The 21265-nt window shown below is 71.5% G+C and carries 21 protein-coding genes; 11 read left to right on the top strand and 10 right to left on the bottom strand.

What is annotated here, in order from left to right; all coding sequences use genetic code 11:
* Positions 1 to 319: 319 nt before the first annotated feature.
* A complete protein-coding gene (locus DB32_RS43005; protein WP_157070373.1) occupies positions 320 to 1384 on the top strand; it encodes a glycosyltransferase 61 family protein in 1065 nt (354 codons plus the stop codon).
* Positions 1385 to 2029: 645 nt separating this feature from the next.
* Here the strand turns inward: DB32_RS43005 and DB32_RS43000 are convergent.
* Positions 2030 to 2803, bottom strand: coding sequence for a hypothetical protein (locus tag DB32_RS43000; protein WP_053238471.1), 774 nt, complete (start codon positions 2801 to 2803; stop codon positions 2030 to 2032).
* 115 nt (positions 2804 to 2918) lie between these two features.
* Here DB32_RS43000 and DB32_RS42995 point away from each other — a divergent pair, with 115 nt between their 5' ends.
* From DB32_RS42995 to DB32_RS42975, 5 genes are all read left to right on the top strand, one after another.
* A complete protein-coding gene (locus tag DB32_RS42995) occupies positions 2919 to 3338 on the top strand; it encodes a phospholipase D family protein (protein ID WP_053238470.1) in 420 nt (139 codons plus the stop codon).
* Positions 3339 to 3512: 174 nt separating this feature from the next.
* Complete coding sequence (locus DB32_RS42990; protein ID WP_053238469.1) at positions 3513 to 3767, top strand: hypothetical protein; 255 nt, start codon at positions 3513 to 3515, stop codon at positions 3765 to 3767.
* 31 nt (positions 3768 to 3798) lie between these two features.
* Positions 3799 to 4566, top strand: coding sequence for a hypothetical protein (locus DB32_RS42985; RefSeq protein WP_157070372.1), 768 nt, complete (start codon positions 3799 to 3801; stop codon positions 4564 to 4566).
* Between the two features lie 24 nt (positions 4567 to 4590).
* On the top strand, positions 4591 to 5289 hold the full coding sequence (locus DB32_RS42980; protein WP_053238467.1) for a hypothetical protein: 699 nt from the start codon (positions 4591 to 4593) through the stop codon (positions 5287 to 5289).
* A gap of 209 nt (positions 5290 to 5498) precedes the next feature.
* Positions 5499 to 6509, top strand: a complete 1011-nt coding sequence (locus tag DB32_RS42975; RefSeq protein WP_157070371.1) for a hypothetical protein — start codon at positions 5499 to 5501, stop codon at positions 6507 to 6509.
* A 50-nt stretch (positions 6510 to 6559) separates the two neighbouring features.
* On the opposite strand, the gene DB32_RS42970 is transcribed toward DB32_RS42975, so the two are convergent.
* Complete coding sequence (locus DB32_RS42970; protein WP_053238465.1) at positions 6560 to 8149, bottom strand: hypothetical protein; 1590 nt, start codon at positions 8147 to 8149, stop codon at positions 6560 to 6562.
* 50 nt (positions 8150 to 8199) lie between these two features.
* Entirely contained in the window at positions 8200 to 9186 is a 987-nt protein-coding gene (locus DB32_RS42965) for a hypothetical protein (protein WP_157070370.1), read from the bottom strand.
* A gap of 104 nt (positions 9187 to 9290) precedes the next feature.
* On the opposite strand from DB32_RS42965, the gene DB32_RS42960 reads away from it, so the two are divergent.
* Both DB32_RS42960 and DB32_RS42955 read left to right on the top strand, forming a co-directional pair.
* Entirely contained in the window at positions 9291 to 10235 is a 945-nt protein-coding gene (locus tag DB32_RS42960) for a LysR family transcriptional regulator (protein WP_053238463.1), read from the top strand.
* 75 nt (positions 10236 to 10310) lie between these two features.
* Positions 10311 to 11780, top strand: coding sequence for a hypothetical protein (locus tag DB32_RS42955; RefSeq protein ID WP_157070369.1), 1470 nt, complete (start codon positions 10311 to 10313; stop codon positions 11778 to 11780).
* Between the two features lie 2 nt (positions 11781 to 11782).
* Here DB32_RS42955 and DB32_RS42950 read toward each other — a convergent pair whose 3' ends face one another.
* From DB32_RS42950 to DB32_RS42930, 5 genes are all read right to left on the bottom strand, one after another.
* Positions 11783 to 12190 carry a RidA family protein gene (locus DB32_RS42950; RefSeq protein ID WP_053238461.1) on the bottom strand — a complete coding sequence of 136 codons (408 nt, stop codon included), beginning with the start codon at positions 12188 to 12190 and terminating at the stop codon, positions 11783 to 11785.
* A gap of 77 nt (positions 12191 to 12267) precedes the next feature.
* Positions 12268 to 13095: a helix-turn-helix domain-containing protein gene (locus tag DB32_RS42945; RefSeq protein WP_053238460.1), complete on the bottom strand. Its 828-nt coding sequence runs from the start codon at positions 13093 to 13095 to the stop codon at positions 12268 to 12270.
* Positions 13096 to 13103: 8 nt separating this feature from the next.
* Entirely contained in the window at positions 13104 to 14084 is a 981-nt protein-coding gene (locus DB32_RS42940; RefSeq protein WP_053238459.1) for an alpha/beta hydrolase, read from the bottom strand.
* A complete protein-coding gene (locus tag DB32_RS48945) occupies positions 14081 to 14557 on the bottom strand; it encodes a hypothetical protein (protein WP_169791738.1) in 477 nt (158 codons plus the stop codon). The genes DB32_RS42940 and DB32_RS48945 overlap by 4 nt, the downstream gene beginning before the upstream one ends.
* On the bottom strand, positions 14557 to 15840 hold the full coding sequence (locus tag DB32_RS42930; protein WP_053238457.1) for a hypothetical protein: 1284 nt from the start codon (positions 15838 to 15840) through the stop codon (positions 14557 to 14559). The genes DB32_RS48945 and DB32_RS42930 overlap by 1 nt, the downstream gene beginning before the upstream one ends.
* A gap of 86 nt (positions 15841 to 15926) precedes the next feature.
* Here DB32_RS42930 and DB32_RS42925 point away from each other — a divergent pair, with 86 nt between their 5' ends.
* Positions 15927 to 17534 (top strand): aldehyde dehydrogenase family protein, encoded by a 1608-nt coding sequence (locus tag DB32_RS42925; protein WP_053238456.1) that lies wholly within the window; start codon positions 15927 to 15929, stop codon positions 17532 to 17534.
* Positions 17535 to 17548: 14 nt separating this feature from the next.
* A complete protein-coding gene (locus tag DB32_RS42920; protein ID WP_169791737.1) occupies positions 17549 to 18217 on the top strand; it encodes a DUF4261 domain-containing protein in 669 nt (222 codons plus the stop codon).
* An 86-nt stretch (positions 18218 to 18303) separates the two neighbouring features.
* Here DB32_RS42920 and DB32_RS42915 read toward each other — a convergent pair whose 3' ends face one another.
* On the bottom strand, positions 18304 to 18828 hold the full coding sequence (locus tag DB32_RS42915) for a hypothetical protein (protein WP_053238454.1): 525 nt from the start codon (positions 18826 to 18828) through the stop codon (positions 18304 to 18306).
* Between the two features lie 280 nt (positions 18829 to 19108).
* Between DB32_RS42915 and DB32_RS42910 the strand changes: the two genes are divergently transcribed.
* On the top strand, positions 19109 to 19474 hold the full coding sequence (locus DB32_RS42910) for a hypothetical protein (RefSeq protein WP_157070367.1): 366 nt from the start codon (positions 19109 to 19111) through the stop codon (positions 19472 to 19474).
* 30 nt (positions 19475 to 19504) lie between these two features.
* On the opposite strand, the gene DB32_RS42905 is transcribed toward DB32_RS42910, so the two are convergent.
* Positions 19505 to 21124, bottom strand: a complete 1620-nt coding sequence (locus tag DB32_RS42905) for an FG-GAP repeat domain-containing protein (protein WP_157070366.1) — start codon at positions 21122 to 21124, stop codon at positions 19505 to 19507.
* Positions 21125 to 21265 lie beyond the last annotated feature (141 nt).

Below are 21265 nucleotides of genomic sequence, written 5' to 3'. Positions count from 1 at the left end.
GCCGGCAATGCATTGGACGTCAGCATCGAAATCCCCCCCGAGATGGATGTCCGACTGAGAAGCGCGTCCCGTCACCGGTGCCGTCGCACCCCTGCACACCCGGGTGCTCGGTGGGGCGCCGAGGCACGGAAGAGCCTTTGTCCCCCGCGGGCCTTCCGTACAAGCCCGGCGCATTGGTACACGTCTCCCGACGCGGTGCGCGCAGCGCGCGAGTCCGTCCCGACTCCGATGCTCGGAGCGCCGATCGGCAGCATTTGAGTCCGTGCTCCGGCGGCTACGGCTAGTAGCGCTCGACGGCACTCAGCGCGCGAGGTGACGTGTGATCGGCAAGTGGACTCCATTGCCCGCGCTGCACGGCGCAGCACGCCTGTTCGGGTGGAAGGGTTCACCGCTGCAGGATGTCGCGGATCGCACGTGGACCCTCAGCCCCGCGAGGCGCGCGCGCCATCCGAGGGCGTTCTTCCTGCCCAACCAGCTCGAGCGCGTGCGGCACACGATGTTCTCGGAGGGCGACGCGCGAGAAGAGGTCGAAGGTGGCGTCGTCGATCACGCCCCCACCCGCGCGTTCCTCTTCCAGAACGCGTGGCTCCTCGACGGCGTGCTGTACAAGGGCCGAGGCCACGAGTGCGTCCGCGCGCGCACGCGACGAATTCCTCCTCTGCGCGTGCAGCACGAGCTCGCGCGGGGAGCCGTCTATTCGACGTTCGCCGGGATGCAGTATTTCGGCAATTGGCTCCTGCACGACTGTCTCTCTTATCCGCTCGCGGCTGCGGAAGGAGAGCCGGTCACGATCTCGCGCAAGACGGTGGGCTGTCACGAGCCCACCTACGAAGAGTGGCTCGGCATGAAGCCCTCGCGGCTCGATGCGGTCTTCTTCCGCGAGCTCGTCCTCTTCGACGACTTCGGCTACACGGAGCACAAGCGCGCGCGCTTCCGCGCGCTGCGAGAGAAGCTGTTCGCGCGCGTCGACGTGAAGCCGCACCCGGGCGTCTTCGTGGTGCGAGGCCGCACCGGACAGGGCAAGCCGCGCGTCCTCGAGAACGAAGCGGCGCTCGCCGAGATGCTGGCGCAGCGCCGCGGCTTCCGCGTGCTCGACCCCGCGCGGACCGACGTCGCCACGATCGTGAAGACCTGCGCCGGCGCGCGCGTCGTCGTCGGCGTCGAGGGCAGCGGGCTCGCGCACGGCATCCTCGGCCTCGCGCCGGGCGGCTCGCTGCTGGTCCTCCAGCCTCCGGACCGCTTCGTCACCGTCTACAAGAACACGGTCGAGCGCGAGGACCAGCACTTCGCGTTCGTCGTCGGCCACCCGCGCGGCGACGACTTCTACGTCGATCCCGCCGAGGTGGAGCGCACGCTCGACATGCTCCCGCCGGCGCGGGTCTGAGCGGGAGAGACCGCGGCACGGCGCGACCGCGCTCGTGCACGTCCCTCGTGAGCAACTGCGTTGCTGATGCGCTCGAGGCTTGATCTCGCGCTGCCCTCCTGCTCCCGGCGTCTACGACGCTCCGTCACTCGCTCGCTGCGCTCGCGAGCGAGCTCCACGAGACCGAGCCGCTCGATCCATCCGACGCGCTACGCGCGCTCGCGCGCTCGCTCCACGCGCGCCTCGTCCACGCGCATCGGGCCGCGCGCGTCGGCAGCTCGAACTCTCCACCACCGCGATCCTCGATGGGCTCGGGTGGAGCGTCCGTCTCTCTCAGATCGAGTGCCGCCAGTGAGCTTTGACCCCCAATCGGAACTGAGCGATGGGGGGGCGTCCGATGCGGTCCTGCTTCCAGTCGGCAAGTGAAACAAGCACACGAGTGAAGACGCGAGCCGCGTCTTCCCGGAGCGGTTGCTCCCCACCAAGGCGGTGAGTTTCAATCTGCCGAGCAGCTTGTGCAGCAGCTACGATATTCCCTTGGGTATCAAGATGAGACGACCGTCTCGTTTGGATATCCTACGCTGAAGAGCGTCAGTTCCATTGCGCACCGAGCTACGGGATAGCGCAACCGAGCGGTCCGTAACGCTGAATGCGCGGAGGGTCCCACTAGGCGATGCGCCTGCACGTTTTGATGGCAGAGCGGATCTCACCAACCTTCGCCGCGTCGATCGTGTTCTTTCGCGGTTCCTGAACACGCGCGACTTTCTCGTGCTCGACAAGCAATAGGCCACTGCCGACGGCGGCCAGCTTCTGTTGGATCCAAGTCGGGTCCCAGCGATGAACGCCCCGGCCTTGAGAGTGCTCGTCAAGGACTCGTGCTGCCATCCAGGGCGTGCATGCCGTCCACACCTCCGTCCCGTAACCTGCATACGTCGCGAGTTGGTCGATCCCCCGCTTGAAATCGGGCAGAGCGTTCTTCAGTTCCACGATCACGATCGTCGTTCCGAAAAAGCCATCTTTGAAGCCCAACACGTCAGCGCGGTTTCTCCCCGTCGGTACTTCCGCGTACACTTCGAGGTTGTATTGCTTCATATAGGCTGCGATCGGAAGCAGCAGGTCTGATTCGCGCTTCAGATGGGCAAACACACCATCACGCGCGGCCGGGAGCTCGGCGCGGACCACAGCTGCGGCGGCGATCTCGGCTGAGGAAAGTCCGTGCCATGGCGAAGTCTTCAGCGAGCGTAGGTGCTCGACGTGCGCCCTGAGAGCCGTGCGCGCATCGTCGTTCGACAGCTTGCCGCGATGGCCCTTCGCGATGGGGACTTCGAGCACTTTCATCACCGCATCAATCGTCGCTCGGTCGTCGAACAGCTTCGCGAGCGCGGGCGAGCGCGCGTAGGCGTATCGAGTGTCGTCGGCTAGAAAGGTCTCGAAGAACACCTGGCCTCCTCGGGCGCTGAACCACGCCCACGTGCAATCTCGCGCTCCAGCAGTTCTCCACTCTACACGTCGAGACAGCTGCACGTCACGGCCCCTGGCTGCGTAGGATGCGCCCGTGGAGGTCAGCGCCGTCACTGCGCCCGGGGGCGCACTCCTCGCGAGCGTCCGCGGTCTGCTCGGTTCGTCCGACGACGCGCTCCTCTGCGTCGCGTTCGCTCAAGCGCGCGGAGTCCACCTCATCGCGCGCGAGCTCGAGTCGAGCGCTCGTCGTGGTCGTGCGCGCGTGCTCGTGACGACGACGCTCGGTGCGACCAGCGAGGCAGCGATGACCGCGCTGCGCGACGGCGGTGCGTCCATTCGCGTGCTCAATCCTGGCGGCTCGACCTATCACCCGAAGGTCTATCTCGGACGCCGCGACGGACGCACGACTGCCATCATCGGCTCCGCGAATCTCACGTCCGGTCTCGTCGCCAACGTCGAGGCAGCGACGGTGTTGCACGGGCGCGACGACGAGCCGCCGCTCTCCGAGCTCTAGGCCTGGGCGGAGCAGCTCTGGACCGATCCGCGCTCCTCCGACTTCGCTGGAGCCGCCGTCGATCGCAACGAGGAGGTCGAGCCCGAGCTCCTCGCGCTGCTGCACGAGGCATCACGACGGACGCCCGTCGTCTACACGCTCGGTCCGAGCGCGCAGCCGAATCGCATCGCCGAAGTGACGCCATCGGGTCTGTGGGTCGAGACCAAGCGAACTGCCGAGCGCGGCACGGGCGCTCAGGTCGTCTCGCCGCGGATGCTCAACCTCGCGTGGGACGTGCTGCGTGCGCGCGGTCGACTCACGAACCGCGAGATGCTCGACGAGCTGCGCATCCATCGCTCGAGCTTCGTGTGCGCCGTGCTCGCGAAGCTGCCCGGCGTGCGCGTCACGAGCACGCGGCCGATCGAGCTGGCGTATTCGGCTCGCATCTGATGATTCGCACTCCCCGTATCATCTCGTGGTGGTGAGCGCGGCGGTCGAGACCCAGCCATACGCGCGCAGCGCGACGCTGCGGATTGGCTTCGCTGTCGTCGGCGCAGTCGCGTGCTTGCTCGTCCTCGATGCATTCGGTGCGGGTCGCTTGCTGCACGCGACGCTCGACGAGGCCGTCGATGCGGGGCTCGGTGTGCTGCTGCTTCCGCTCGGCGTCTTCGCCGCGACGCTCCTCGCACATCCGCGCTCCGTCGTTCGCGCGGGGCTCGCGCTCGGCGTGCTCGCGCCCAACGTCGCGTGGCTGGTCGTCCTGGGCGGCGACGCACTCCTTGCTCGCGTCGCGTGGGTCGTCGTCTTCCTCGGCTGCCTCCTCGTCGCGCGAAGCGCGATCCGCGACAGCGGTGAGCCCGCCGCCGCTCGAACGCTCTTCACGGCCGCCGGGCTGGGCGCGCTGCTCCTCGGTTGTGTCGCGACGCTCGCGTGGTGGCCGCGGTCGGTCGTGTTCGGGCCGGAGGAGCGCGTGCTCCCGACGTGGCAGATCGCCGTGGCGACGATCTGCCTGATGGTCTCGCTGCGCGACCTCCACGCGCGACGCGCGCGCGCGCTGGTCTCGTTGGCGGCGGCGGGCCTGCTGATCGCGGCGTCGCCGACGTTGGGCGAGGTGCAGAGCGGGTGCGTCGGGTTGCCCGGGCCGCTCGAGACGCTGCTCTTCCCGAGGCTCGTCGTGCCCGCGATCCTCTCGTGCTGGGCTGGTCCCGTCGCGCGCGCCGTGCGCGATCGGTACGCGACGAAGACCTGAGCGTGCCGCGCGTAAACCGAACCGATGTCCACCGATCCCCGCTGGAGCGCGCTCGGCGCCGCGATCGCCGCCCATCGCGCCCGTCACGAGCGCGAGAGCACGCTGCGCATCGCCGAATCCGTCCTCGGGCATCTCTCGACGCTGCTCTACGAACGCCCCGGTGCCGGCGAGGTGCTTGCGCTGCTCGGCGCGCAGCTCGCCGACGTGACGCTCGACGACTGGTCGCGCGTCGCGATGGCCGATGCCGAGTCCGCGCTCGCGCTGCGCGACGTGTGGAAGGCGCTCGACGACGCGTGGCACCACGGCGAGAACGAAGAAGGCGCAGACGGCGCGCCGTGGGCCGTCATGGCCGAGTCGATCGACGCCGACCTCACCGCGATCCGCGACGAGCTCCTCCGCGCCGCCGACGGATGCGCCGAGGCACGCACCGCGATCGCGTCGTACCCGCCGCTCTCGATCTGGCCGCTCGAGCACGCGGGCTCGGCGCGCACGCTCCACGACGAGGCGCTCCAGGCGATCAGCGAGCGCACCGGGATCCCGCGCGACGAGATGCTCGACGTCTCGACGATCCCGGACGAGCCCTGCTTCCTCGTCGGCTTCGACGCGCTGCCGCTCGAAGACGCAGGCGCCGTCCTCGCGCGACGTCGCGCCTGGGCGATGGTGCTGCACACGCTGCGCGATCATCTCGCGCCGCTCGAACAGGCGATTCGGTCCGGCTCGTAGCGCAGCGCCACCGGAAGTGCCGTACCTCCGACGTCTCACCGTCGACCGCATCGCGACGAGACCGACGCGAGAATTCTGACTCCCGACCTCATCTCGATGAGGGCACGCGCGAGAATTCTGACTCGTGACCTCATGCGCATGGTCACGGATCGATAAATTGTGACTCGTGACCTCATACGCATGGTCACGGATCGATAAATTCTGACCCTGTGACCTCATACGCATGGTCACGGATCGATAAATTGTGGCTCGTGACCTCATACGCATGGTCACTCGAGTCACCCGTTACGGTTTTTCGCCATCCGCGACGCAACGCGCGTCATCGCGCTCCGATGAGCCCACCACGGCGCGCGGGTCGGGGTGATGCCGCGCGGTTCAGCGAGGTGATTCCCGTGACGGCTCTTCTGGCAATGGCTGCGACGCTTCTCTATGGCCCGTACACCGATGGCATTCGCGTCCAAGCGCGGATCGTGATGGCGCTCGCGCGCGAGCTCTGGAACGCGCGACCCCGCAACGTGCGCGAGAAGGAGCGCGAGGCGCTCGAGGCGATCCTCGAGCAGGCGCAGGTCATCGACGACATCCTCAAGACGGAGAAGGACGTCCAGACGATCCGCGAGCAGTTCATCGCCTTCGGCCAGTGCTGGGGCGGCATGTACGACGCGCTCGTCGCGAAGACGCGGCTGCCCGCGGGCGTGACCGCGTCGAGCGCGACCGCGATGCGCATCCTCGAGAGGGCCTTCCCCGAGGGGATCGCGTTCATCCGCTTCGAGGCGCCGGCCGCGTGGAGCGAGGGCAACCGCCGCCTCCAGCACATCGTCGAGCTGAAGCTCGACCGCGAGATCGACGCGTGCGTCGGGGTCGACTACTTCACGGCGGCGCGCGACGCGACCGCCGCGCTCGGGGAGGCGATCGGCACGGGCGAGCGCCCGCGCGTCCGCGCGAGCCGGCCGTCGAAGAAGGACGCGCTCTTCGCGTTCTCGCGCGCGATCAGCAAGTACGCGCGGCTGCTCTCGGCCGAGGTCGACGAGACCGACGCGGAGTCGATCGCGCGCTTCCAGAAGGCGGTCGCGCCGATCGACACCTATCGCTCGACGCGCACCACGCGCGAAGAGGAAGAGGGCGAGGACGGCGACGAGGGCGGCACGCAGCCGGTGACGCCGGTGGTCACCCCCGGCCCGATCAACGGCGACGGTCCCTTCATCGACGAGCCGAGCACGTGACGTGAACGACGAAGAGCCCGCGGCCTCGCGGGCTCTTCGCGTCGCGGCGCTCAGCCCGCGGTGAACGCGTCGGTGAGGTCGTCGCGGATGCGCGCGAGGTCGGACGAGGCCGGCGGAGCGCTGCTCGCCTCGCTCAGCGCGTCGATCATCGCCAGGGCACGCTCGAGCGACGGCTCGCTGAAGGTGCTGCCCTTCTGCCGCGCCTCGTAGAGCCAGTCCGAGAAGTGCCCGATGTTGCCGCTGAGGTCCCGGGGCTGTGGCTCGGCGCGCAGCGCGGTCAGCAGGCGCTCGAGCACCGCGAGCGCATCGGGGATCGCGCTGCACTCCTCGATCGCCGCGGCGTACGACTTCAGCCTCACTCCGTCGCCGGGCCCCGCGCGCTTCTTCAATTCGCTTCCTCCTCTTTCGTGATCACCGAACGAACGTGATGCGCGCGCCCGGCGCGCCGGAGTCGGGCCGCGGATCGTGGCGACGATCGCGAGCGCGCCGCCGGGCAGCGAGACGAGCTCGTACGCGGCGTGGTCCGGCCCGAGCGCGCGAGCCGCGAGCGGCTCGAGGGTGCTCGCGTCGAGCTCCACGAGCAGCCAGCCGTCGCGCTCGCGCGTGAAGGTGCGGCCCGCGATCGTCATCGGCGCTCCGTCGATCAGGTCCCCCGCGATCAGGAGCCGATCGCCGTGGAAGGCAGCGGTGGGCGCGAAGAGGCGGAGGTCGAGCACGTGATCCTCGCCGCCGAGCTGCACGCCGAGGCCGAGACCGGCCGGGCCGATCACCACCGGACGCCCATCGGGATGCCAGAACGCCTCCTCGAGCGGCTCGAACGGCGGCGCCGGGATCGACACCAGCGGCCCGTCGGGGAGCGTGGTGGTGATCACGAACGGGCCGCCCGCGGGCTCGAACGCGCCGCCCTCGAGGTCGTAGCCGACGACCAGCACGCCTCGATCGCCCGCCACGACGTGATAGACGCGCTCGATCGGCGTCGGGCGCTCGAGCGGCGGTCCCGCCTCGACCCGGAGGACGCGGAGATCGTCGGCCGCGAGCACCGCGACGAAGGGGCCCTGTCGGTCCCGGACGTCGCCGATGCGACCGGCCGTGCGCAGCGCGCCGCCGACCACGACGACGTCTCCCGCGGCGCTCAGCGCGCGGGCGAACGGGCCTTCTTCCGCCGCGGCGATGTCGAGCTGGGCGCGCACCTCGAGCGCGCGGTCGAGACGCAGCACGCCCATGCCCTCCTCGGGCGTGCACTCGTCCTGGACCAGCGCGAAGAGATCGCCCGCCGCGTGGGTGGCGAGGCGGTGCACGCCGAAGCGCCCACCGGGACAGACGACCGCGCGGCTGCGCGTGGGGCCGGCGGGGGTGAAGCACGCGATGAACGCGTCGTCGTCGCGCACGTCGGGCAGGAGCGGCGAGGGCTCGGGGGAGTCACGCACCCCGGCGATGCAGACCTCGTCGTCGACGGTCGCGACCGCGTCCCACACGCTGTACCCCGCGGGCAGCTCGAGCGCTGGCGGCGCGGCGGCGTCGGGGATCACGACGGCGTCGGGGATCACGGCGGCGTCGGCGGGCCCATCACCAGGCCCGCGGACGTGCGAGCGCGCGCAGCCCGCGAGGCCGAGGAACACGAGCCCGAGCGCGCGCGACACGCTCGGGGATCGATCACGACTCGATCGCCGACCTCGCATGGCGCCGCGGATCAGCGGGGCGGCAGGCCGTCCCAGACCTCGAGATCGTCGATCTGCCAGCCGGCGCACACGCCCTCGCCGTCGACGCAGTCCGCGTAGTCGCGGCCGTCGCCGGTCGACGCGTAGAAGAGCTGGAACCCGGTCCAGTGGAACGTGCGCTCGGGGCCGTACGCGATGCGCCCGTCGACGTAGCGCTCGTCGTCGGCGACGAGGTGGCCGTCGATCCAGATCGTGAAGTAGCGCTCGTCGTAGTCGATGAAGTACTCGAAGCGCCGCCAGCGCCCAGGGCCGGGGGCCACCTCGGGATGCTGCAGCCAGAGCGACGAGTAGCCCCAGTTGTCGCAGGTCCCGTCGGCGCGACACGCAGCGCAGGTCTCGTCGTCCTCCGTGCAGTGGGCCCAGTGGTTCGACGCGCAGCCGTTGTTGTAGACGACGGCGATGTTGCGGCTGTGGAGCTGCCCTCCGAAGTACGCGTCGAGCTGACAGCTCCCCGAGCCGGTCGCGTTGACGAAGTAGAGCAGCTTGCCTTCGTTCTCCGCGCCGTACGCGAAGTCGTCGTGGCGGAACCAGTACGAGAAGTACATCTGGTGCGGCGTCCGCTCCGCGATGTCGTGCCCCGCGCCGCGCCAGTCGAGCAGCGCGTTGCCGATGCCGGGCAGCCCGGTGATCGGATCGACGACGCTCGCGAGCTGGTTGCCGCGGAGGGAGCGCAGGCCGCCGTGGGGCTCGTGGGTGACGACCGCGACGTGGCCTTCCCACGTGGCGCGCCCCGTGAAGTCGCCCTGCCAGCCGTCGGCCTCGAAGTCCTGGCGATAGAGGAGCCGGGGACCGCTCGACGAGGCATCCTCCGCGCCCGCGTCCATCGCGGCATCGGTGATCGCTGGCATCACGCCGGCGTCCCGCGAGGACGCGTCGGCTGGATCGGAGCTCTCCCCTCCGCAGCCGAGCAGCACCACGAGCCCCGCGGCCCAGAGCCAGCGGTGACGTCCCTCGATCATCGACACCTCCTCCGGCGTCGTATCGCGCGAGCGCTCGAAGGCGCAACGAACCGTCGGTACGGACCGTTGCGCTTCGAGCAACGTTTGCCCCAGATACACGCTCGATGTCGCTCATCGAACAACCGAACATGCCGGCGCTCGAGGACCTCGAGGCATTCGTGCGGGTCGCCGAGACGGGGTCGTTCACCGCCGCGGCCACGCGCATGCACCTGCCGAAGTCGACGATCAGCCGGCGGGTGTCGCGGCTCGAGGCGGCGCTCGAGACCTCGCTGGTGGTGCGCACCAGCCGCAAGGTGACGCTGAGCGAGGCTGGCGCGGCGTACCTCGAGCGCATCGCGCCCGCGATCGCGCGCATCGAGGAGGCGAGCGCCGCCGCGCGCGAGGAGCGAGAGCGGCCGCGCGGGCACCTGCGCGTCACCGCGCCGGGTGATCTGTCGATCGGGTGGATGCCGCGGCTGGTGACCGAATTCCGGGCGCGACATCCCGACGTGACCGTCGAGCTGCTGGTCGACGATCGGCGCGTCGATCTGGTGGCCGAGGGCATCGATCTCGCGGTGCGCGCCGCGCAGCAGCTCGAGGACAGCTCGCTCGTGGCGCGCCGGCTCTCGTCGGTGGGGCTCGGCCTCTGGGCGAGCACGAAGTACCTCGACCAGCGCGGGCGACCGGCGCGCGTCGAGGACCTCGCGCAGCACGAGTTCGCGCTGCCGCGGATGATGCAGGCGCGCGGGCGGCTGACGCTCACCGGGCCCGAGGGCGAGCGCACGATCGACGTACGCGCGCCGATCGGCGCGAACGACATGGCGTTCCTCGAGCGCGTCGCGGTGGAGGACGGCGGGATCGCGGTGCTGCCGACGATCGTGAAGCTCGATCGCACGACGCTCGAGCACGTGCTGCCCGAGTACTCGGCGGGCGCGTCGAACCTCTACTGCGTGTACCCGAGCGGGCGCGTGGTGCCCGCGAAGGTGCGCGCGTTCCGCGACTTCCTCGTCGAGCGCGCGCCGCAGTTCGAGGAGCGATGCCAAGAAGGCGGCTGTCCGCGCAGCGCGTGAGGCACGCGACCTGCTGCCTCGGGCGCGCGCGGGTGGGCTGGCCTGGATCGGCACACGTGCACGCGGAGGTGGGACGTGCGGGACCGATTCGTGGTGGTGGTGGCGGGGCTCGTGTGCGCGCTCTCGGGGTGCACCTCGAGCGACGGTGAGGGACGCGACGCGGGCTCGTTCCACTCCGCGATCGACGGAGGGGATCGGTTCTCGGACTGCGTGCTCGGCGCCGACGAGTGCGACGCCGGCGAGCGCTGCGCGTTCGGGCGTCTCGATCGCTCGTCGTTCACCGGGTTCCGCTGCACGTCGGAGCCAGGGACGCTGAGCGAGGGCGAGGCGTGCGCGTTGGACGTGCACGTGACGTTCGCGGACGGGCTCGCGTACTCCACGTCGCGCTGCGGCGACGACCTCGTCTGTCACGTCGCGTTCGGCGCCGAGAGCGGGACGTGCGTGCGGCCGTGTCACCTGCTCGGGTGCCCGTCGGGCGAGCTCTGCCCGGGCTCCTGGCAGTCGTGCGTGGTCGCGGAGCGTTGTGATCCGCTCACCCAGAGCCCGTGCGACGCGCCCTCGGAGCGCTGCGCGCACGTCATGCCGTTCGGCAGCGGCGCGGATCGCTGGATCTGCCGGCCGACGGGGACCGGCGCGCTCGGTGACGTGTGCACCGACGACACCGACTGCGCGCGCTCGCTGGGGTGCGGATATGGACGGTGCGGGATGCGGTGCGACGCGACGCCGCTGCCCGGCTCGCCCGATGGCGGGACGGGGGTGCCGCTGCCCGATGGCGGCGTGGTGTTCGAGCCGTCGCCGGCGCGCTGCGACGATGGCTCGCGCTGCGAGGACGTGATGCTCGACGACGGCGCGCCGGTCGGCGTGTGCGACGCGGATCTCGTCTCGGACTGCTCGCTCGCCGCGGCGTCGTCGTGCGGGACCGGAGAGCGCTGCGCGTGGGGCGTGATCGAGCCCTACGAGCGGCGTTACGCGATGCGCTGCGTGAGCGAGGCGGGGACGCTGGGCGCGGGCGACGCGTGCACGAGCGACGTCGCGGTGTCGATCGGCGCCAGGCAGACGCTGATGACGTCGCGCTGCGGCGAGGGCCTCGCATGCGCGCCGTACGGGCGCGACGCCGGGACCTGCATCGCGCCGTGCGACGCGTTCGGGTGCGACGAGGGCGAGCTCTGTCCGCACGCCGGCGCTGCGTGCATCCCCGACGAGCGCTGCGACCCGAGCGCGCCCTCGCCGTGCGGCGGCGGGCGATGCGAGCGGATCACGCCGTACGGCGCGAGCACGTCGATCGCGGTGTGCATCGCGCCGAGCGAGGACGGCGATTGGTGCGCGAGCGATCGCGAGTGCGGCGCGGGCCTCGTGTGCCATCAGGATCGCTGCGCGCCGACGTGCGATCCCACGTGGTACCCGGTGCCTCCGGGCTCCGACGGCGCGGTGCCGCTGCCCGACGGCGGCGCGACGCGCGAGCCGCGCTGCGCGGACGGCTCGTACTGCGCGCCGCACTCGGCGGGCGGTGGGGGCCCGCCGGTCGGCGTCTGCGTGCGCGGTTGAGATCAGGGCAGGACCGCGATCCCTTCGATCTCGATGAGGATCTCGGGGTCGTAGAGCACCTGCACGCCGATGAGCGAGGTGGGCGGACGCGACGCGATCCCGAGGCGCTGCGCGGCCCGGGCGAAGCCGGCGACGAACTCCGGCATCCGCTCGGGCGTCCAGCGCGTGACGTAGATCGTGAGCTTCGCGACGTCGGCGAAGGTCGCGCCCGCGGCGGCGAGGGCGCGGCCCACGTTGAGCGTCGCCTGTTCGGTCTGCGCCGCGAGATCGCCGGTGCCCACGAGGCGCTGGTGCTCGTCGTAGGCGACCTGGCCCGCGAGGTAGACGGTGCGGGTGCCGGTCGCGACCGCGACCTGCGCGTAGTGCTCGGAACGGAAGAGGTCCGACGGATGGATCAGCTCGACGGGCATCGCTCGCCTCCTTGTCGCGTGATGGCGATGAGATGCGCCCGGCGCGCCGCGCGGTCTTGAACGAATGCGACGTCGCGTCAGCTCGCGGGATCGCGGAGCCACTCGGCGCGCGCGCGCGGCGCGTCCTCGGCGAGGAAGCGCGTCGGCGGCGAGCCGGTGAAGCGCGTGAACTCGCGGACGAGGTGTGCCTGGTCGGCGTAGCCGCACGAGCGCGCGATGGTGGCGAACTCGGCGCGTGAGGAGGTCATCGCGTCGAGCGCGCGGCGGAAGCGGAGCACCGACGCGAGCGCCTTCGGCGCGACGCCCACCTCGTCGGCGAAGCGGCGCTCGAGCTGGCGCGGGCTGAGCCCGACGGTGTCGGCGAGCGTGGCGATCCGCAGCGTGCCCGCGCCGCGCTCGAGGAGCTCGAGGGCGCGACGGACCGGTCCGCTCGGCGCGCGCGGCGCGACGAGAGCGCGCGCGAGCGCGGCCTGGACGAGCGCGACACGATCGCCGGGGTCCGCGTCGTTCACCGAGCGCGCGAGCTGGCGCGAGAGCGTGGCGGCGAGCGGCGGATCGACGCTCAGCCGATCCACGAGCTCGCGCGGCGGCACGTCGACGAACGTGCGCGCGCGGCCGGGCCAGAAGCTCACGCCGACGACGTCGAGCGCGCCGCTCGACGAGAGCGCGAAGGGGCGGCGGATCTCGCCGATGAAGAGCGTCCCGCCCGGCGGCACCGAGCCGTCGCCGTCGGGCCAGGCGAGCGGCGCGCCGAAGTTGATCCACCAGCTCATCGCGCCGTCGGGGACCATGCGCTGCGGCAGCGGCTGGTCGCAGGGCCCGGAGAGCTCCCAGACCACCCGCACGTGCCCGCGCAGCGCGGGGATCGGGAGGTGCTCGCGGTACTGCGTCGACGAGAGGGCCATCGCGGCGGCTACGCGGGCGCCTTCTCGTCGAGGAACCCGAGCATCTCCTGCCAGCAGCGGCGCGCCGACGCGCGGAACACGAACGCGTGGAACGCGTGCACTTCGCCGGGATAGATCTTCGTCATCGCCTCGCCGCCGAGCGCTTCGACCGCGCGCGCCAGGCGGCGCGTGTCGTCGAGCAGCGGATCCTTCGTGCCCACCGGCAGGAAGAACGGCGGCAGCGGGCGCGACGGCGCCTGCGCGCGCTCGAGGAAGCACACCGGATCGGCGAGATCGAGCGACGTGCCGTACGCGCTGTGATCGCGCCCGAGGTACGCGTGCGAGACCTCCTCGAGCCGGTCCATCACGAAGCGCGGGAAGCCCTTCTTGCGGCGCGCGAAGCGCTGGACGTCGCTCACCTGGAAGATGCCGCACGCCGGCAGCGTCGCGCGCGGGACGATGCCGAGCTCGAACACGCGCTTCGCGTACGGCTCGTCGCGCTCGTAGCAGCACGCGAGCGTGAGCGCGGCGACGAGGTTCGCGCCCGCCGACTCGCCCGCGAGCACGATGCGCGTCGGATCGCCGCCCCAGCGATGCGCGTTCCGCGCGACCCAGCACAGCGCGTCGCTCGCGTCCTCGAGCGCCGCGGGGAACGGGTGGCGCGGCGCGAGCCGATAGTCGACGTTGAACACGACGTAGCCGCGGCGCGCGAACGCGAGGCCCATGAGCCAGTGGGTGTCCTTCGAGAGGATGCGGAAGCCGCCGCCGTGCACGTACATCACGACCGGTCGCGGCCCGGGCGCGTCGTGCTGCGGACGATAGACGTCGAGGCGATGCTCGGGCCCTGGGCGATCGACGTACGGGATGTCGCGCTCGACGATCACGCCGTGTCGCTCGGGGCGCGCGTTCGGATGCAGCGACGCCACGCGCGAGAGCCCGCGGAAGAACGACTCCACCACCGCGGAGCCCGCGGCGCGCCGCAGATCTTCGATGCGCTCCGATGCGATCACGCGGCCCGCCTCCGCCGAGCGAGGAACATCGACGCGAGCGCCGTGATCACCAAGCCGAGCCCGGCGCTCGCTCGAGCACGTCCCGGCACGGCGCAGCTGCAGCCACCACCGCCGGGTCGGCCGTCTTCGTCGTCGCCGACGCAGACGCGGTGCACGATGCATCGGGCCTCGTCGGCGCAGGCGGTGCCGAGCTCGTCGCACGCGCCGGCCACGTGGGTCATCACGCAGAGCTCCGCGTCGGGCGGTCGGAGACCACCGCACGCGCGGTTCTCCACGCACTGTGCGAGCTCCATGCAGCGCGCGTTCTCGCCGCAATGCACGTCCGTGAGGCACGTGCGAGGCGCGCAGTAGGGACCGCTGTGCGCAGTGGAGGGCGTCGAGCCGCGCGGACAGCGCTCGGGCTCGGGATCGACGACGTCGGCGCGCGCGATCGACGCGCTCGAGAGCACGAAGAGCAGCAGCGCAATGCGCATCACGGGCACGTGCATCGGTCGTAGATGGTGACGTCGGTCTCGTTGCCGCCGCAGCTCGCCATGCCGCCGCTGCACGTGCCCGCGAAGATCGTGCACTCGCGGTAGCCCATCGCGCCCGGCGAGCAGACGCTGCCGACGAGGGGCTGACACGGCCGGCACGAGCGACCGCGCTCGCAGGGATCGCCGCCGAGCATGCACGCGCGCTCGTCGATGCGGATGCCGGACATCGCGCAGGTGCCCGCGCTGCACTGGGCGCCGGTGCAGCGACGCGTCTGCACCCCGTTGCCCATGCACGCGCTCCCCGAGGCCGAGGTGCGCACGCAGAGGCCCCAGTCGCCGCACGTCTCGGCGCCGCACATGATGCCGTCGGAGTCGCGCGTGCAGGCGCGCATCTCGGACGTGGTGGTGGTCCCGGTGCAGGCGCCGGCGCTGCAGCGCGGCGTGGTGATCGTGCGGCTCTGGGTGCCGCTCTCGTCGCAGGTGTCGTCGTAGCCGCCGCAGAGGCTCCACGCGCCCGGGATCGGGGCGCCGCACATCACGCCGTCGGTGGTGCGCCCGCAGCCCGTGGTGTCGGTCTCGATCGTCGGGATCATCGCGCACGAGCCCGACGCGCAGGTCGGCGTGGTGACGGTGCGGGTGCGGGTGCCCATCGTGCTGCACGTCGCGTCGACGTACGTGCACGCGCTCCACGGGCCGGCGGTGGGCGCGCCGCACGAGAGGCCGTCGGTGGCGCGGGTGCAGGGCTCGGTCTCGGCGCGGATGGTCGCGTCGCAGGTGCCGGTGTTCGAGCACGTGTAGCTGGTGATCGAGCGGGTGCGCATGCCCATCGTCGCGCAGACGTTCGTCGGGAACGTGCACGCGCCCCAGTCGCCGACCATCTCGGCGGGGCAGTCGGTGTCGTCCTCGCAGCCCATGCACGTGTCGCTGGTCGCGTCGCAGAACGACGCGCCGGGGCACGGGTCGACTCCGTCGTGCACGCTGCACGTGCCCTCGCCGCACGAGTCGGCGCCGTTGCAGAGCACGTGGTCGTCGCACGAGCCGGGCACCGGCGTACGCACGCAGCCGATCGACGGATTGCACACGTCGTTCGTGCACACGTTGCCGTCGTCGCAGCCGCCGACCTCGCAGAGCCGGCCGCCGTCCTCGCGCCCGGCGTCGAAGCCACCCGAGTCGGACGGTGGCGTTCCGGCGTCGCGGCCTTCGAAGCCCACGCGCTCGAGCGAGCAACCGGCGATCGCGAGCGAGCTCGCGACCGCGACCAGGCAAGTGAGACGAGCAAGCATCACGATCGAGGATACCCGAGCTGCGTCGCCGATTGCGCGGCGCCCCCGGTGGCCACGCTCGGCGCGTTGCGGTACATCCGGCCGCCATGCACGAGGCCAGAAGCGCGTCGGTCCCGGGCGTCACGCCCTCCGCGCCCGTCGTCCGCGACGGCGCCATCCACCCCGTGTGCCCGGTCGATCTGCGGCCGCTCGCGCCGATCCCGGTCGCGAGCGCGGCCGACGTGACGAAGGCCGTCGAGGAGGCGCGTCGCGCGCAGCACGGCTGGGCGTCGCGCCCGGTGAGCGAGCGGGCCGACGCGCTGCGCCGCGCTGCGAAGGCGATGCTCGCGGATCGCCTCGAGGTGGTCGCGCTGATGCGCGACGAGGTGGGCAAGCTCGAGGTCGACGCGCTGATGAGCGAGGTGCTCGGCCCGCTCGATCAGGTCAACTCGTGGGCGTCGGTGATCGAGCCCGCGATCGCGCGGAAGAAGGTCGGGCTCAATCCGATCAATTTCCCGAAGAAGAAGGCGTGGATCGATCGGGTGCCGCGCGGCGTGATCGGGATCGTCGCGCCGTGGAACTACCCGGTCGCGACGCTGTTCCGCACCGTCATCCCGGCGCTGCTCTGCGGCAACGGCGTGGTGCTGAAGCCGAGCGAGTACGCGACGCGCGTGGCGCAGTGGTTCTGCGGCAAGCTCGCGGCGGAGCTGCCGCCCGGCTTGCTCACCGTGGTGCCGGGCGGGCGCGAGACCGGCATCGCGCTGATCGAGAGCGGCATCGATGCGTGCGTGTTCACCGGGTCGGTCGCGGCGGGGCGCGACGTCTCGCGTCGCTGCGGCGAGCGGATGATCCCGTGCAGCATCGAGCTCGGCGGCAAGGACGCGGCGATCGTGCTCGCGGACTGCGACCTCGATCGCACGGTCGCGGGCATCACGCACTGGGCGCTGCACAACGTCGGTCAGGCGTGCGGCGCGATCGAGATCGCGTACGTCGACGCGCGCATCGCGGACCAGCTGGTGTCGCGGCTCGCGCGGGCGTGGCAGTCGCTGAAGGTCGGGCCGGGCGCGCCGGGCGAGGTCGACGTCTCGCCGCTGACGAACGCGAAGCAGCTCGCGCTGGTCGAGGCGCACGTCGAGGACGCGATCGCGAAGGGCGCGAAGGTCGTGTGCGGCGGGCGCCGTCTCGGAGAGGGCCTGTTCTACCTGCCGACGCTGCTCGATCACTGCACCGACGCGATGGACGTGGTGGCCGACGAGACGTTCGGCCCGGTGCTCGCGGTGGTGCGCGTGGACGGCGCGGCCGAGGCGATCCGCCGCGTGAATGCGGGCCGGTATGGCCTGACGTCGTCGATCTGGACGAGCGATCACGCGCGCGCGCTGCGGCTCGCGGAGCAGATCGAGGTCGGCGTCGTGACGATCAACAACCACGCGATGACCGGCGCGATCGCGGCGCTTCCGTGGAGCGGGACGCGAGACACGGGCACGGGAATCGCGAACAGCGAGCTGGCGCTCGGGACGTTCACGCGACCGAAGACGATCCTGCTCGACTCGAACGAGGCGCCGGAGCTGTTCTGGATGCCCTACGACAAGACGCTCTGGGAGCTCGGCAACCTGCTGAGCGAGGCGCAGATCCCGAAGATCGGGCCGGCGCTGGTGAAGATCCCGTTCCTCATCAAGCAGCGCGTCGACACCGTGCGCCGCTTCTTCCGTTCGTGAGAGGCAGGCAGGCCGTGAGCAGCGCAGCAACGTTCACCGCCCGGGTGCTCTTCGAGTCGGCCCCCAAGCCCAACGGCGGCTCGCCGCCCGGCGTGCGGGTGACGGCGCGCGAGGAGCGCGTCGACGACACGACGCTGGAGCGCGCGCTCGCGAGCGCGTGGTACTGGCCCGAAGCGCGCGAGCAGATCGCGAAGCACGGCGGGGTGCTCGAGGTCGCGCTCGCCGCGGAGGTGGGCTCGCCGATCGAGCGCGCGCTGGCGCTGACGAAGGCGGTGTCGGCGCTGGCGGCGAAGCCGGGCTGTCTCGCGGTGCTGTGGGACGCGACGACGTTGGTGCACGAGCCGGCGCAGTGGATCGCGCAGACGGAGGACGCGTCGGAGGACGACCTGCCGCTCTTCTTGTGGCTGGCGTTCGAGGGCACCGAGACGACCGATGGGTCGCGCTCGCTGCGTACGCGAGGCGCGCGCGACTTCGGGACGAACGAGGTCGAGGTCGCAGGCAGCAAGCGCGACGGCGAGGAAGTGCTCGAGACGGTGTGCGACGTGGCGCTCTACGTGATGACGAGCCCGGTGCCCCTCGAGGACGGCGATCAGGTCGAGGTCACGCGCGGCAAGGTGCGGGTCCGGGTGGAGCCGTCGTTGCGGAACGACGGGTCCCGGGCGTATCGGCTGCGGTTGCCGTGACGAGCGCGCGTCGGGCCTGGTGAGCCGACCGAGCCACGCCCGCGACCGACGTGGTCGTCGTCGTGAGCGTGGTCAGCCGTTGTCCCTCAGGCCGCGACGTCGAGCCTCGCGCGCACCAGCTCGAGCACCAACCGCCCGTGCGCTTCGCGATCCTCGGGCCTCACCCAGTCTCGCCCGATCCGCGTCCACTCCTCGCGCTTCGGGTCGAGCCCGGCGGTCTCGATGTACGCCTCGTCGACGATCACGAAGTGATGGCGGTACGGCAGGAGGAATCCTCCGTGCTCCGCGCGGATCGCGCGCGCTTCGTCGTACGACGCGCTCCACACGTTGAAGTGGCCGCCGCACTCGCGCGGATAGAGCCACGTGCCGCGGTCGCGCTCGTCGTCGTCGCCGCGGACCACCGCGGCGAGATGGGCCCAGCTGCGGAAGCCGAGCTCCTCGGCGAGCACCGCGAGCGCGTGGGCGCGACGCACGGTGCGCGCGAGCGTCTCGTCGTCGAGCGTGCGCAGCGTCGCGAGCGCGCGGACGCGCGCGAGCGCGGCGGGGTCCTTCGCCTGCGCATCTCGATGGAGGATGCGCGCGCGATGCTTCAGGTCGTCGATCGGATCCATTCGTCTCCTCCGCGCCCTCTCGGGCGAGCGAATGGGCCCTTCCCGCGCCGATGCGGGCCCGAGGACACGGCGGACGAAGATCGTCGAGCTCGTGCGTGCGTGCAGGGTGCGGAGGCTTGCGGCGGGTCGGGCGCCCCTGCGCGCCCGCGAGCACGAACCCTGCGGCGCAGACGCGCGGAGCGCAACTGTGGCGTCGCGTCGCCGCACGCGGGTTGTGAGACGCACACGCGCGCCCACGTGGTGAGGCGTCGAGCGCCATGCGCGCGCCGACGAGGAGCCCATGACACGGACCTGGATGACTCTGATCGGCGCGATCGTCGTGGCCGGCGCGACGCTGCCAGGCTGCGGCGACGACGGCGCGCGTCCCTACGACCTGTGCATCGACACGAGCGACTGCACGACCGAGACCGACGGGTGCTCGATCATCTCGACCGCGAGCTCGACCGCCGGCATCTGCACCAACAACTGCGGGAGCGACCTCGACTGTCCGCGCGACATCCGCGGCGACGTCGGCGCGTGCCTGTCGCTGTCGGGCTCGGCGTTCGTGTGCTTCGAGCGCTGCTTCGACGACTTCGACTGCCCGAGCAACTTCCTCTGCACCCCGACCGCCGGCGGCGCGAGCGAGCTGATCTGCCTTCCCCCGTAGTCGTCGGCTGATCGCGAGCGAGCTCCGCCTTCAGGGCACGAGGCCGTCGCGCAGCGCGGTGCGACGGCCGGTGGGCCAGGGCAGGCACGCGGTGCCGGAGCCCTCGACGGTGTAGACGAGCGCGTGCGGCGCGCGATCGTCGCCGCCCTTCGTCGCGACGGTGATCTCGAGATCGCCGTCGCGATCGACGTCGGCGATCGTGGGCACGCTCATCGCGCCGCGATCGGGCAGCGCGATGCGATGGAGCTCGCGCCCGTTCGCCGCGAGCACGACGAGGTGCGATCGATCCGCGTCGGGCGAGTACGTCGCGAAGACGATCTCGGGCGAGCCGTCGCCCGAGAGATCCGCGATCGCGACGCCCGCGGTGAGCACACGATCGCTCGTCGTGTACTCCGCCTGCCAGACCTCCTGAGCGCGCGCGTCGACGCAGTGGATGCGCCCGTCGAAGCCGGCGAACACGAATTCCGGGCCCGCACGATCCGGGAACAGATCCGCGACCGAGACCTGGTTCGTGGCGCCGACGACGTTCTCGCCGTCGAAGTCCCAGAGCCCCGCGAGATAGCCCGGCGCGTGGAACGGCGTGGCCCACGCGTCGGGGCGCGTTCCGTCGGGGCGAACGACCCAGAGCGCGACGCCGCGCAGTCGATCCTCCTGCGACGCGTTCTGCACGCTGCCGAGCACGACGAGCTCGCGCGTTCCGTCTCCGTCGACGTCGACGATCGCCGGCGCGCTGTTCGTGAAGTGCGCCTGGTTCGCGGTGTCCTCCTCGTCGGCGTAGCCCTGCTGCGCCTCGGCGTAGTCGTGGAGGAAGCGCACGCCGTGGAACTTCGTGCGGTCCTCGAACATCGGCGCGCAGTCGAAGGCGCGTCCCGTCGCGTCGTGCAGCGAGAGGTACGCGTTGTCCTGCGTGGCGAAGATCTCGGGCACGTCGTCGCCGGTCACGTCGCCGAGCGCGAGGTTCTGGTCGTAGCCTCCGGTCACGTAACACGCGTCGTCGCAGCCCGACGCGCCGGTCGTGTTGGGCGGGAAGCCGGGCACCATCGTCGCGTCCTCGTTCACCGCGATCACGATGTCGCGCTGGCCGCCGCCCTCAAGCGGGCTCGTCGTGACCGCGACGAGCTCGAGGCGATCGTCGCCGTCGAGATCGGTCGCGCCGAGCGAGCGCAGCTCGTCGCGCCACGCGAACGGCCATCCCTCGAGCTCGCTGCCGTCGCTCCCGATCACGTGGATGCGCGCGCGCTCCGCGAACGCGATCTCGAGCCCTTGGTGCTCGGGCACCACGTCGGCGACGATCGGCGAGGACCACACCCGCCCTTCGACGTCGAACGAGAGCACGATCGAGCCGTCGAGGTGGAACGCGAGAACGCGCCCGCTGCGCGCGAGCACGATCTCGTTCTCGCCGTCGCCATCGAGATCGTCGATCGCGGGCGAGGCGAGCCAGCCCTCGTGCCAGCGATCCGAGAGCGACGCGACGAGTTCGGGCGGCGCGACCGTCGCGCTGCCGCCGCTCGCGTCGCACGTCGCGGGCGGAGGCGGCGGGAGCTGCGCGTCGACGCGCGGGACCGACGCGTCGCGCCCGCCATCGCCGTCGTCACCGCACCCCGAGAGCACGAGCACCAGCGCGAGCGCGCCCCAACTCCCCGTCCGCATGGTCCGCGATGGTACCGCCGCGCCGCGCGCCGCGGGTCCGTCGGCGCGGCGTTGCCGGTGTGGCCGTGGTCCCTACGTGCCGTCTGAAGCGCTGCCTGCGAGACCGCGACGCGAGCGCGCGAAGCCCGATCCCACGGCGAG

The organism is Sandaracinus amylolyticus, from assembly GCF_000737325.1.
GTDB classification, from domain to species: Bacteria; Myxococcota_A; Polyangia; order Polyangiales; family Sandaracinaceae; genus Sandaracinus; species Sandaracinus amylolyticus.
The sequence above is the reverse complement of the archived record's forward strand: the minus strand, read 5'-3'. Positions and strand labels throughout refer to the sequence as shown.

Coding starts and splice junctions, on each gene's coding strand:
- DB32_RS42980 (WP_053238467.1), top strand. CDS start 4,591: ATGTCCACCGATCCCCGCTGGAGCGCGCTCGGCGCCGCGATCGCCGCC.
- DB32_RS42965 (WP_157070370.1), bottom strand. CDS start 9,186: ATGATCGAGGGACGTCACCGCTGGCTCTGGGCCGCGGGGCTCGTGGTG.
- DB32_RS42960 (WP_053238463.1), top strand. CDS start 9,291: ATGTCGCTCATCGAACAACCGAACATGCCGGCGCTCGAGGACCTCGAG.
- DB32_RS42950 (WP_053238461.1), bottom strand. CDS start 12,190: ATGCCCGTCGAGCTGATCCATCCGTCGGACCTCTTCCGTTCCGAGCAC.
- DB32_RS42945 (WP_053238460.1), bottom strand. CDS start 13,095: ATGGCCCTCTCGTCGACGCAGTACCGCGAGCACCTCCCGATCCCCGCG.
- DB32_RS48945 (WP_169791738.1), bottom strand. CDS start 14,557: ATGCGCATTGCGCTGCTGCTCTTCGTGCTCTCGAGCGCGTCGATCGCG.
- DB32_RS42930 (WP_053238457.1), bottom strand. CDS start 15,840: ATGCTTGCTCGTCTCACTTGCCTGGTCGCGGTCGCGAGCTCGCTCGCG.
- DB32_RS42925 (WP_053238456.1), top strand. CDS start 15,927: ATGCACGAGGCCAGAAGCGCGTCGGTCCCGGGCGTCACGCCCTCCGCG.
- DB32_RS42915 (WP_053238454.1), bottom strand. CDS start 18,828: ATGGATCCGATCGACGACCTGAAGCATCGCGCGCGCATCCTCCATCGA.
- DB32_RS42910 (WP_157070367.1), top strand. CDS start 19,109: ATGACACGGACCTGGATGACTCTGATCGGCGCGATCGTCGTGGCCGGC.
- DB32_RS42905 (WP_157070366.1), bottom strand. CDS start 21,124: ATGCGGACGGGGAGTTGGGGCGCGCTCGCGCTGGTGCTCGTGCTCTCG.